A 12,742-nucleotide genomic window follows, 5' to 3' on the forward strand; every position below is an offset into this window, starting at 1 on the left:
GCCTTGCTCACTTCGATTTGAACGTGATCAATCACGATTATAGATGACGGAAATTAAACCGATTATACCTTTGTGTAACAATTTATAAAACGCCCACTGGTGTTTTTATCAATAAAATTGGCTAATTTTTGCGTTAGCGCAATAAAATAGATGTTTGCGGTTAATCAAATATTTATAATCGGTGGCTTAGTAAATCACTATTTAAGCTAATGCTAGTACGTTTTTAACCAGTTTTTCGATCCCCACATCGGCATCTAAAATAGACTGCGCCAGCATATAGGCAGGGGTAGTAACGAGTTTATTGTCCTCATCAACCACAATGTCATCAACAGCACAGGCTGCATGAGTAGAGCCTAGCTGGGTTAAAGCGCTCGCGGTTTGTTCATCATTACCTATGGTTAAAGTAGCATGGGGGTATATAAACGGAATTAACGCCGGTGCAATACACATGTAGCCAGCCGCTTTTTGGGCATTGGCAAATTGTTTACAGGCCTCTAATACTAGGTCGTTTATTTGCGCATCAGCACCTTTAACAGCAAAGTCACATAAGTTTTTAGCGGCGCCAAATCCGCCAGGTATAATTAACGCATCAAATTCAGATGCCTTTAATTCGCTTAATGATTTTATATCACCACGGGCAATACGTGCTGCCTCAGTGAGTACATTACGGTTGCTTGGCATTTCTTCACCAGTGAGGTGATTAATAGTGTGAAGTTGTTCTATATCAGGAGCAAAACATTGATATGCGGCACCGTTTTTAGCAATGTGCAGCAATGTTAATACTGCTTCGTTTATTTCACTGCCATCGTACACACCACAGCCGGCTAATATTACAGCTATCTTTTTCATGCTTTTGTGCTCCTTAAGTATTTTAAATAAGTAGTTTGGGTGAAGTTTAACACGGGGCAAAACACACACTAAAATAATTTTTTAGCTTAAAAAGTATTCGCAGTGCAAGTTGTATTGCGGTTTATGCCATTTTTGCCAGTGTGCTTATAAAAAAAATTATAAAGGATCGCTATGATCTTTGATCCATTATGCTAGAATACTCCTCCGGTTATTTAAATGGATACAAATAACTCAAGTGACTAACAGCGGATGTATCAGTTAGAAAACCTTTTTCCACATTGGTTTTAAAATAATAAAAAAAGAACCTCGTATTATCTTTTTTAAACAAAACAAGCAGTTATTTATTTTTCTAAGCATATTATTATGTATTGGAGGAATAGCTCGTGGCTGTTATCTACAAAGTTATCCACAGGTTGCTCTGCAATAATTATGGTTACTAAGCGTAATTCACTGTCGTTTTATTCATAACCTTATGGCATGCTTGTAATAATATTACTTTTTTGTATTTAGGATCCAAATTCACCATGGCTCAGATCCCCGAAAACCCGCTAATTTTAGTTGATGGCTCATCATATTTATTTCGCGCTTACCATTCTCCACCGCACCTAACCAATTCTAAAGGTGAAGCAACAGGTGCTATTTATGGCGTGGTAAACATGCTTAAAAGTTTGATCAAACAATATGATCCGAGCCACATGGTGGTGGTGTTTGATGCCAAAGGCAAAACGTTCAGAAACGACATGTATAGCGAGTATAAAGCTAATCGTCCGCCAATGCCTGACGATTTACGAACGCAAATAGCGCCATTACACAGCATTATTAAAGCAATGGGCTTTCCGCTAATTAGTATTGAAGGTGTTGAAGCCGATGATGTTATTGGTACGTTTTCGCGTATAGCGACTGAGCAAAAGCGCCATGTATTGGTTTCTACAGGCGATAAAGACATGGCTCAGCTAGTTAACGAGCATGTGACGCTAATAAACACCATGACCGACAGCATTTCAGATCCTCAAACTGTTGTTGAAAAATTTGGTGTGGGTCCTGAGCTAATTATCGACTATTTAGCGTTAATGGGTGATAAGGTTGATAACATCCCAGGTGTTGAAGGGTGTGGACCTAAAACAGCTGTTAAATGGCTGCAAAAATATGGATCGCTCCAAGGTGTCATTGATAATGCCGGCGACATTAAAGGCAAGATTGGTGAAAAGCTAGCAAATGCTCTTGATCACCTACCACTTAGTTATGAGCTTGCCACCATTAAATGTGATGTTGAGGTAGAGTCAGACCTAGATACCTTTAAATTACAAGAGCCAAATAAAGATGAGCTGATTACACTGTATGGTGAGTGTGAGTTCCGCCGCTGGTTAGCTGAGCTACTTGATAATCCAAAAGATGCAGAAAAAGCAGTGCCTACACAAGCAAATGAGCTGCCACAAGTAGAAGACGCTCATTATGAAACTATTTTAAGCGAGTCACAGTTTGATGCGCTTATAGAGCAGTTAAATAACGCTGAGTTATTTGCCTTTGATACCGAAACAACCAGCCTTGATTACATGCAAGCGCAGTTAGTAGGTATGAGCTTTGCTGTAAAAGCAGGCGAAGCAGCTTACTTACCTATTGCACACGACTACCCGGGTGCACCAGAGCAATTAAGCCTTGAATATGTAATGCAAAAGCTTGGGCCAATCCTCGCCGATGCTAACAAAGCTAAAGTAGGGCAAAACCTAAAGTACGATAAGAGCGTACTGGCTAATGCAGGCTATGAGCTCAATGGCATTAAGTTTGATACTATGCTTGAGTCGTACGTATTTAATAGCGTGGGCACTCGCCATGACATGGATTCATTAGCACTTAAGTACTTAGGCCATAAAAACATTAGCTTTGAAGATATTGCCGGCAAAGGGAAAAAGCAGCTTACCTTTAATCAAATTGAGCTTGAGCAAGCTGCGCCTTATGCCGCAGAAGATGCCGATATTACACTGCGTTTACACCAAGTACTTTGGCCAAAATTAGAAGCTGATGAGAAATTAAAGTCAGTATTTGAAACCATAGAAATGCCATTAGTGAATGTTATTTCTGATATTGAACGTACCGGCGTAGCAATTGATAGCAACATGCTGGCGGCGCACAGCCAGCGTTTAGGCGAGCGCTTACTTGAACTTGAAAAAGAAGCGTTTGAGATAGCGGGCGAACCATTTAACCTAAGTTCGCCAAAACAGCTGCAAGTACTTTTATTTGAAAAACTTGAGCTGCCAGTCATTAAAAAAACACCTAAAGGTGCGCCTTCAACGGCTGAAGAAGTATTACAAGAACTTGCCCATGACTATCCATTGCCTAAGGTGATTATTGAGCACCGTGGCTTGTCTAAGCTTAAATCAACCTATACCGATAAATTACCATTGATGGTTAATGAGAAAACACAGCGCGTGCATACTTCTTATCATCAGGCTGTTACGGCTACAGGTCGTTTGAGTTCTACCGATCCTAATTTACAAAATATTCCTATTCGCTCAGAAGAAGGGCGCCGTATACGTGAGGCATTTGTAGCGGCACCAGGTTATAAAATTGTGGCGGCCGATTATAGCCAAATTGAGTTGCGTATTATGGCGCACTTATCGCAAGACAAAGGACTACTAAATGCCTTTGCAAACGGTTTAGATGTTCACAGTGCCACCGCTGCTGAAGTATTTGGTGTTGAGCTTGATGAGGTAACCACAGATATGCGCCGTAAAGCGAAAGCAGTAAACTTTGGTTTAATTTATGGGATGTCAGCCTTTGGTTTAGCGCGTCAACTTGATGTGCCACGCCACGAAGCGCAGCACTACATAGATAAATACTTTGAGCGTTTCCCTGGGGTACTTGAGTACATGGAAACAACGCGTGAGAAAGCGGCTGAAAACGGGTACGTAGAAACTATTTTTGGCCGTCGTTTACACTTACCAGAAATTAATGCACGTAATGGAGCTCGTCGTAAAGGCGCCGAACGTGCAGCAATCAATGCACCAATGCAAGGCACAGCTGCTGATATTATTAAAAAAGCAATGCTGAGCGTGCATAGCTGGGTTAATGAGCAAGCCCCTAATACCATTAAATTACTTATGCAAGTACACGATGAGTTGGTTTTTGAGATTAAAACTGATTGTGCTCAAGCATATACAAAGCAAATTTGTGAGTTAATGTCGCAAGCGGCTAGCTTAGATGTCCCTTTGATTGTAGAAGCTGACGAAGGTGAAAACTGGGAACAAGCCCATTAACCTAAAAACATACTTATAGTTCAAAAGCGCCGCAAGGCGCTTTTTATTGCCTCTAAATAGCGAATTTTTTACCTAGCTATCAACACGTTTTTCCAACCTCAACATTGACCACTTTATTAAGCGAATCGATATAAGTATTTCTAAGTGTAAACAAAGTTTAGTTAAAAGTAGGTTAAATTAAGCAACTATTTGTATTAAATAGTTATATGTTCGTCAATTCGAACTATTTTGGCGGAATATCATTGTATTTTTATGCGCGCTTTTGCTAAAGTGCGCCCGTCCTCATCCTGTAGGACATCCTGTTGATGATGCATCTGAAAAGGTGCAAAAAATTGATAGCTTCTCCCCAGTTTGCTATACCGACCTGCTTGTTTTAAGCAGGTCGTTTTTTCCTTTCAATTTCCTTTATTGTTTATTTTGAGTTGGTATGCATATACCTCAAGTGATAGTATCGAAAGCGCTATTATTCTCATTTAAATTTAAGGAGTGCGTTATGTTTAAAGCGTTAGCCGTTGTAGGTTTATCGTTATCTAGTCTTGTTTTGTCTAATGCCGCTCATGCTGATTGGCAGCTCGTTAATGATAAAAGCCAATTAAGTTTTGTTTCTATAAAAAAAGACTCCATTGCTGAGGCGCATCATTTTACTAACCTAGAAGGAACACTTTCAGACAGCGGTGCTTTTAGTGTAAATATAGACTTAACCTCTGCAGAAACACTGATCCCTATTCGCAATGAACGTTTAACTCAATTTGTATTTGAAGCGGCAAAATTCCCTCATGCAGTTTTAACCGCGGATTTAAAAAAGCAATTAAGTAATATTAAAAAGCCGGGCCAGCATGTATTAAAAGCGGTTGATGCAGAGCTTGATTTTCATGGTAATAAAAAACCATTAAAAATAAATGTACTTGTTAGCAGTGCAGAAAATGGTGATCTAAGCGTATCGTCGTTTACACCCGTAATTGTAAATAGCCAAGACTTTGGTGTGACCGAAGGCGTTAAAAAGCTACAGCAATTAGCAGGTTTGCCAGCAGTTGCTACAGCTGTACCGGTTACCTTTGCGCTGACACTAAAAAAACAGTGATCTCATTAACGGCGCTTAGTAAGCAATTAAGCGAGCCTAGCAAACCGTTTGATAGTTGGCAGCCTACCCAATGTGGTGAACTGCCAATTATTATAAACGAACAAGGGCTGTGGTTTTATGATGGCAGCGAAATTACTCGCCCGGCTATGGTAAAACTATTTGCCAGCGTTTTATGCAAAGAAGGTAAGCAGTTTTACTTAAAAACACCCATCGAAAAAATAGCGATAGAAGTACAAGATGCGCCTTTCGTTATCGTAAGCTGGCATATAGAGAACACAGAGCAGGGGCAGGTGATGTGTTGTGTAGATAATTTAGCACGGCAATGGTTAGTCAGTGCTGAGCAGCCTATATATATACAAAACTATAAAACTGCAGCCGTGCCTTATTTGCAGTTGCCTTATGGGTGTTGCGCGCGGGTATCACGAAGTGTGTTTTATCAGTGGGCAGAAATAGCCGACGCTGATGAGCGTGGCTATTTTATAAAATCTGCAGGTGAAAAGTTTTATCTCTCGTAGATGCTTATTTTTAAGCGTTTGAGTTATCTTCATCACTTGGCTGTGGTGCAACAGCCACGATTGGCCCTAAGTACCACTCATCTAGCTTTTTAGCGACTTCTGGTAAACCTGTCCCTTTAAGTGATGAAAATGCATGAACAGTGATATCACCGTCTAGTTCACTTAATTCGCGACGTACTTGTAGTACTTGTGCTTTACGCGCCCCTTGTTTGAGCTTATCCGCTTTAGTTAAAAGCGCCAATACAGGGATTTCACTGCCAATAGCCCAATTAATTAAATCTTTATCTAAATCTTTTAGCGGGTGGCGAATATCCATTAATACCACAATGCCTTTTAAACTCTGACGTTTTTGTAGGTATTCACCCAGTGACTTTTGCCACTTCTTTTTCATTTCAATAGGTACTTTAGCAAAGCCATAACCAGGTAAGTCAATTAAACGCATATCATCCACTTCACCTAATTCAAAAGTGTTGATTAACTGCGTACGACCAGGCGTTTTACTGGTACGTGCAAGTTTTTGATCTGTCAGTGCATTAAGAGCACTCGACTTACCGGCATTAGAACGACCTGCAAACGCGACTTCAATTCCCGTATCAGCAGGTAATTTAGTGATGTCTGGCGCGCTTGTTACAAAAGACGCAGTATTATATTTGATACGAGATTTGAGCACAGGCTCTCCTAAAAACGTAAAAGTTAATCTTATTGAGCTAAATTCACTCAGGGCGCGTATTTTATACTATAAAGGATGTATTAAAAAGCGTATTTAAACACCTAAAAACGCTATAAATGGCACCATTAAAGCAGCTTAAAGCTTAATCTAGGTCAAAACCCTATAAATTATAAGCTTAATATGAGTAGAAAACGTGCCAGAGAATTTTTTATCGTGTAGAATACATAAATTACAACATCCATATTGTAGATGATACAGGGTCGGAAACAGAGAATTCACCATGAAAAAAATAGCACTATCTTTAACAATATTGCTTGGTGCGTTGTCAGCAAGCAACGCAACAGCATTTGATGGCGATGTAAACGCAGGTAAAGAAAAATCAGCAACGTGTGCGGCTTGTCACGGCCCAGACGGTAATGCACCGGTTAATATTTACCCTAAACTTGCAGGCCAGCACCCAGATTACATCCTTAAACAGCTTAAGGATTTAAAATTAGGTATGACTTCAGGCGGTAAAGAAGGCCGCATGGATCCTGTGATGAGCGCTATGGCAATGCCACTTAGCGAGCAAGACATGAAAGACCTATCTGCTTATTTTTCTTCATTGAATATGACTGAAGGTACCACCCCTAAAGACGTGGTTGAAGTTGGCCAAATGCTTTACAAAGCAGGTGATGCTGAACGTGGTATTCCAGCTTGTGCGGCGTGTCATGGTCCGCGAGGCAACGGTTCGTCACTTGCTAAGTTTCCTAAAATTTCTTTCCAGCACCCAGAGTACATTAAAGCTCAGCTAGAGAAATTCCGTGATGGTACCCGTAAAAACGATCATAACGGTATGATGCAAGATATAGCGAAAAAGCTAACTGATAAAGATATTGAAGTGCTTTCTCAGTACTTAGGTGGCTTACACTAAAGTCGTATTTATCTAGCGTTAGCTAATGTAATACTATGTAATATGATTAAAAAGCAGCTCGCGCTGCTTTTTTTGTGTCCATATTTTAACGATATCACCCTTTAGTTTGTGAGATATTTGCCATACTGTTTTGTACGAAATAACTTATTTTAAATTTATTTTTACAGTTATCTCATTGTTTAAATGTGACTTTTTGTTTTTTGTATGTGTTCTATGTAAGAAAAATTATATAAACCAGTTGTAACAAAAATATTAACGGGTAAATTAACCACTGTCGCAAAACAACAATAACAACATGGATAATGCTAAAGGAAAATGGCGCGACACGACTGAATAGCACACTGAAGGTGCTACTAAAGGAAATAACAAGAAAGTGTCAGGATGACCGTAAATAATAAAATCTCAAGGAAGTTAAATAATAAAAACAAAATGGAATGTAACAAGGAAGGTTAAAATAATAACAATACGGACTGATAATAATAAAAATAATAAAGACTAAAAAAGTCGAAGGGAGAAGTGTCCAGATAATGGCGCTCAGATTAGTAGGCGGTAGAGATGTTTTCTCTACCGCCTTTTTATTTGTCCTGTTACAATACCCACCGTTTAGCAATAAGCTAATGCGCTAATTCAACGAGCAACCCAAGCTTTAATGCGCAAATCGAATTCTTCTGGCTAGGCCAGCACTGCGATGCTCATGTTATGTGCCTCGCTCAAAACCTCTTAAGTGAGATGATCAAGATATGAGTAGAAAGAAAAAATCACGCAAAATTCCTTCAAACGGCCCTGTTCGTTTAAGCCAAGATAAGCTTAAAGAAATGCGTGCGTTAAAAGAGCAACGTGTTAAAAAGCCAAAGGGCGCTAAGCCTGGCTCTCGAAATGCACCTGAGCTATTAGATAGCGACATTAAAAAAGTAAGTTCAGCACCGAAAGATAAACGTGTGGGCAGTAAAAAAGCGGTGCCTTTAGTGGCTAGTGCACCACAGCCGCAAGTAGAAATGAAGCGTAACTTAAAGCCAACAGTTGAGCTTAAAAAGGTGACAGAGCCAGAGCTTACGCCAGAGCAAGAGCTTGAAGCGCTTGAAAACGATGAGCGTTTACTTAAGCTCGTTGAGCGCCATGAACAAGGTGAAATGCTGACGGGTAAAGATGCAAAGTACTTTAATAGCCGTATTGCACGCCACCAAGTGCTATGTAAGTTACTAGGTATCGAAGATGAAGACGAGTTTGAAGATGATTTTGAAGACAACGTCGAAAGCGACGGTAACTCAGATTTCGATAAATACCTTTCAGATGATTTAGCCAATGAGTGGCTTGATGATGACGATAAATAGTAAGGGCGCTTAATGAGTACCGCAGTGATTGTAGCCTTGTTTGTAGGTGCTGTTATTATTGCTGGCTTAGCATTTTATGCAGGTCAGTTACTCTATAAGCTTAACGCGCAAAAAAAGTTAATTGCGCAAAAGCAAGCAGAGCAACAGCAAAAGCTTAAGCAGTCGCGCTTAAAGCGAAACGCTAAACTTGCAGATAGCATTCATTTAATTGCTCGTGCAATGGCTGAAAAGCAATGCGAGTACTCTGAAGGCTGTTTACGGATTTGGGTTTTAATGTCTCAGTACGCTTTTGAAGATGAGCGAGATTTAACGCTAGCGTACCCAGGTATTTATAAAATGTATAACGTTGTTAAAGAAATGCCGACTCACGATGCACGCAAAAAATACTCTAAAAAAGAGATTTTTAAGCAAGATACAGCACGTTGGCGAGCTGAAGAAAACTTTAGTGATGAGATTAAAGCCGATTGCGACAAAATCATTGTCGAGTTTAAAGCTGCGCCAGGCAGCGAAAACATTGTGTTTAATTAAACGCTATAGCAAATAAAAAAAGAGCAGACTCAGGTCTGCTCTTTTTTTATGCCTGCTTTAAATCACCCGTGAGAAACGGGTTTTACTTATTTGCTTTTGTAAGTGAGCATCAAAGCACATACATATAATACGAATAAACAGGTTTCCGCGAGGTGTTACGCGTATTACCTTATTGTTTATATGTACCATGTCATCGTCTATTAAAGGTTTTAGTGCCAACAGCGCGTCTGTAAAATACTCATCAAAATGTATAGAGTGCTTTTTCGCAAAAGTTTGTGTGTCTAATTCAAACTGGCAGATAAGCGATTTAATAGCCTCTGCACGTATTATATCATCATGCGTTAAATGCATGCCTTTATGTATAGCGCTCCCAGCTTGCGTTTCAATTGTATGATAGTAATGCTTAAGCACTTTTTGATTTTGTAAAATGGCCGTGCCAATTTGTGAAATAGACGAAACCCCCAAACCCAATAAATCGCAATTACCGTGGGTGGTATAGCCCTGAAAATTGCGATGTAGCTGCCCTTTGTTTTGCGCAACGGCAAGTTCGTTGTCGGCTTTTGCAAAATGATCCATACCTATAAACTGATAACCTGCTGATGTCATTTGCGCCAAGGTGTTTTTAAACATGGTTAGCTTGTCGTGGGCACTGGGTAAATCAGCCTCTTTTATTTTACGTTGTGCTGCAAAGCGCTCTGGTAAATGCGCGTAATTAAATACAGAGACTCTGTCTGGGCTTAAGGCAATTAATTGCGCTATTGTTTTTTCAAAGCTTTGGGGAGTTTGCTTTGGTAGGCCATAAATCATGTCTGCATTTATAGACTTAAAGCCCAGCTCGCGGGCTTGTGTAATGAGTGCTTTAACGGTCTCTACTTGTTGTGTACGGTTAACAGCTTGCTGTACCTCATCGTTAAAATCTTGAATACCAAACGAAACACGATTAAAGCCTAAAACTCGTAAGTGTATAAGCATATCTTCAGCAAGGGAACGTGGGTCTATTTCAATGCCTCGTTCAGTGTTGCGGGTAAAATGAAAGTGTTGCTCTAGCAAATTAATTAGGCGCGTCATTTGCTTTACAGTTAAAAAGGTTGGTGTACCGCCGCCTAAATGCAATTGCTCTACCGTGTAGTGTTTAAATAAAGTGGCGTGCGCTGCCATTTCTTTTGCTAAATAATCTAAGTACACATCGGCTTTAGACTGATGGCGCGTAATCACCTTGTTACATCCGCAGTAATAGCAAAGCTCACTGCAAAATGGGATATGAATATACAAAGAGAGTGAGCGACTCGATGATGATTTTATAGCGCTAACTAGGTCTTGCTGCTGATACCCCTCGCTTAAAGATAACGCGGTAGGATAGGAGGTATAACGCGGCCCTGACACGTTATACTTATTTATAAGAGTTTGATCCCATTTTGGAAGCTTTATCATCACGCGCACCTTATATATTAATGAGGTGGTGAGTATAAAAAGCTTTTAAGGAAGGGGTTTTGATCTACAACAAAAAAGGTGCCTAAGCACCTTTTAAAAGAGTATTTTTTGTTAATACGTTATGTTGTGGGCATCTTTTAGGTATTGAAACAATTCTTTATAGCCCTTGCCTGGCTTTTCGGCTTTAACCTCTTTGGCGGCGTTGCGAACTAATTGGCGCATTTTTTGGCGCTCAAGGGTCGGGTATTGCTCAATAGTTTCGTTGATTAAATCGTCGCCTTGTTCAATTAAGTCAGTACGTAATTGCTCAATTTTTTTAATTAAAACCTCAGCTTGGTTATTTTTATTAAGCATTACATCAATAATTGCTTTAATTTCTTCAACGTTTTCTACTGTGCGCAGCGTTTTAGCAATGTAATTTAAATGACGACGGTACGCATCGCTTTTATTGCTAATTTTATCAGCAACCACCATGGCTTCTTTTAAATCGTCATTGAGTGGTAAGCGTTCGCGTTGCTTTTTCCCCATTTTAGCAATTTCAGAACCTAACTGGTGAAACTCTTGCGCGTCACGCTTTAGTTCACTTTTTGATACGTAAATAATTTCTTCTTCAATTTCAGCAGGCTTGCCTTTTTTCTTCGCCATGGGGTGCTCTTAAGTAAAAATAACTTTTGCCATTATACGTGATTCTTTTAGTGATTAATATTAGCTGATGTGGTGCAGTGAGTGTGTTAGCATTTAAAGATAAGAAATGCGTGCAATATTGCCTTAAGGCTCAGGACTTAATTTATGAAAAGCCAACAACACGATCCAATTTATTCTCAAATATCTCAAGTAAAAGATGCCGTAGCAGAAGTGCTCGAGCATGCTAAAAAATTGGGTGCTACTGCTGCAGAAGCCGCTATGTCGAGCACATCTGGTTTATCGGTAAGTACACGCATGGGTGAAGTAGAAACCATAGAATTTAACCAAGATGGCGGCTTAGGTATCAGTGTGTATGTCGGCAACAATAAAGGCTCGGCGTCTACTGCTGATCTCAACCCAAAAACACTACGCACTGTAGTCGAAAAAGCCATTGATATTGCCAAATTTACCTCAGATGACCCTTTTAATGGCATTGCCGATAAAGAATTACTTGAGTTTGCACCTAAAGATCTCGATTTGTACCACCCGTGGGATGTAAGCCCAGAGCAAGGTATTGAGCTATGCCATACCGCCGAGCAAGCAGCCTTAAATGCTGATGAGCGTATTGTAAATTCAGATGGTGCAAGTTTTTCATCGCACCAAGGTTTACGTGTGTACGGTAATAGCCATGGTTTAATTGCTGGTTTTCCACGTACGCGCCATAGCATTAGTACTATGGTAATAGGTAAAGAAGGCGAGCACATGCAGCGCGACTCTGCGTACACTGTTGCCCGTGATCAAGCTGGTTTAAACGATGCCGCAGCAGTTGGCCTAGAAGCCGCCACAGAAACGCTGGCTAAATTAAACAGCCAAAAGCTGGGCACTATGAAAGTTCCTGTTATTTTTAGAGCTGATATTGCCAACTCATTGTTTGGCCATTTAGTGTCGGCTATTGGTGGTGGTGCGCTTTATCGTAAATCGAGCTTTTTACTCGACAGCTTAGGCACTCAAGTATTTAGTAAGAGCGTAAATATTGCTGAGCGTCCTCATATATTGAAAGGGTTAGCATCGTCACCTTTTGATAGCGAAGGGGTAAAAACCATTGACCGTGAAATAATTCAAGGCGGTGAGCTGCAAACGTATTTATTAGCAAGTTATGCAGCGCGTAAATTAAATATGGCGCCAACAGGCCATGCGGGCGGTATTCATAACTGGTTAGTAGAGCAAACGCACAACGATTTAACCGCACTATTAAAAACCATGGGGACAGGCTTGTTGGTCACTGAGCTAATGGGGCAAGGCGTCAACACCGTTACCGGTGACTACTCGCGTGGAGCGGCTGGCTTTTGGGTAGAAAACGGTGAAATTCAGTACCCTGTTAGTGAAATTACTATTGCCGGAAATTTAAAAGACATGTTTAAAGGCATTAGTGCAATTGGTGGTGATATTGAGCGCAGAGGCGGTATTCAAACGGGTTCAGTACTTATAGAGCAAATGCAGATTGCGGGCGCCTAGTATTGTATTTAAACCTTGCTAAAACTAATCG

At 40.2% G+C, this 12,742-nt stretch carries 11 protein-coding genes; 7 read left to right on the forward strand and 4 right to left on the reverse strand.

The genetic code is table 11. From position 1 onward, the window contains the following. Positions 1-201 precede the first annotated feature (201 nt). The gene (gene elbB / locus QUE46_RS01465) at positions 202-849 is read right to left on the reverse strand and encodes an isoprenoid biosynthesis glyoxalase ElbB (RefSeq protein ID WP_286245915.1); all 648 of its coding nucleotides are present in this window, start codon (positions 847-849) and stop codon (positions 202-204) included. Positions 850-1,373: 524 nt separating this feature from the next. Between elbB and polA the strand changes: the two genes are divergently transcribed. The 3 genes from polA to QUE46_RS01480 all read left to right on the forward strand — a co-directional run bounded on the left by polA (position 1,374) and on the right by QUE46_RS01480 (position 5,699). Then, positions 1,374-4,103, forward strand: a complete 2,730-nt coding sequence (gene polA, locus QUE46_RS01470; protein WP_286245916.1) for a DNA polymerase I — start codon at positions 1,374-1,376, stop codon at positions 4,101-4,103. Positions 4,104-4,596: 493 nt separating this feature from the next. Next, positions 4,597-5,184, forward strand: coding sequence for a YceI family protein (locus QUE46_RS01475; protein ID WP_286245917.1), 588 nt, complete (start codon positions 4,597-4,599; stop codon positions 5,182-5,184). Continuing rightward, complete coding sequence (locus tag QUE46_RS01480; protein ID WP_286245918.1) at positions 5,181-5,699, forward strand: DUF1285 domain-containing protein; 519 nt, start codon at positions 5,181-5,183, stop codon at positions 5,697-5,699. Before QUE46_RS01475 ends, QUE46_RS01480 begins: the two co-directional genes overlap by 4 nt. A 10-nt stretch (positions 5,700-5,709) precedes the next feature. Here QUE46_RS01480 and yihA read toward each other — a convergent pair whose 3' ends face one another. Next, positions 5,710-6,369 (reverse strand): ribosome biogenesis GTP-binding protein YihA/YsxC, encoded by a 660-nt coding sequence (gene yihA / locus QUE46_RS01485; RefSeq protein WP_055014563.1) that lies wholly within the window; start codon positions 6,367-6,369, stop codon positions 5,710-5,712. 280 nt (positions 6,370-6,649) lie between these two features. Between yihA and QUE46_RS01490 the strand changes: the two genes are divergently transcribed. The 3 genes from QUE46_RS01490 (at position 6,650) to QUE46_RS01500 (ending at position 9,141) form a co-directional block, all read left to right on the forward strand. Then, a complete protein-coding gene (locus QUE46_RS01490; RefSeq protein ID WP_286245919.1) occupies positions 6,650-7,282 on the forward strand; it encodes a cytochrome c in 633 nt (210 codons plus the stop codon). 740 nt (positions 7,283-8,022) lie between these two features. Then, the gene (yihI, locus tag QUE46_RS01495) at positions 8,023-8,613 is read left to right on the forward strand and encodes a Der GTPase-activating protein YihI (RefSeq protein ID WP_286245920.1); all 591 of its coding nucleotides are present in this window, start codon (positions 8,023-8,025) and stop codon (positions 8,611-8,613) included. Between the two features lie 12 nt (positions 8,614-8,625). After that, a complete protein-coding gene (locus QUE46_RS01500) occupies positions 8,626-9,141 on the forward strand; it encodes a DUF2489 domain-containing protein (RefSeq protein WP_286245921.1) in 516 nt (171 codons plus the stop codon). Positions 9,142-9,198: 57 nt separating this feature from the next. Here the strand turns inward: QUE46_RS01500 and hemN are convergent, their stop codons facing one another. Next, positions 9,199-10,572: an oxygen-independent coproporphyrinogen III oxidase gene (gene hemN / locus QUE46_RS01505; protein WP_286245922.1), complete on the reverse strand. Its 1,374-nt coding sequence runs from the start codon at positions 10,570-10,572 to the stop codon at positions 9,199-9,201. A 111-nt stretch (positions 10,573-10,683) separates the two neighbouring features. Then, positions 10,684-11,217: a ribosome biogenesis factor YjgA gene (gene yjgA / locus QUE46_RS01510; protein ID WP_138540933.1), complete on the reverse strand. Its 534-nt coding sequence runs from the start codon at positions 11,215-11,217 to the stop codon at positions 10,684-10,686. Positions 11,218-11,361: 144 nt separating this feature from the next. Here yjgA and pmbA point away from each other — a divergent pair, with 144 nt between their 5' ends. Then, positions 11,362-12,711, forward strand: a complete 1,350-nt coding sequence (gene pmbA, locus QUE46_RS01515) for a metalloprotease PmbA (protein ID WP_286245923.1) — start codon at positions 11,362-11,364, stop codon at positions 12,709-12,711. Positions 12,712-12,742: the final 31 nt, after the last annotated feature.

Origin of the sequence: Pseudoalteromonas sp. MM1 (genome assembly GCF_030296835.1) — a bacterium.
Taxonomy (GTDB): Bacteria; Pseudomonadota; Gammaproteobacteria; order Enterobacterales; family Alteromonadaceae; genus Pseudoalteromonas.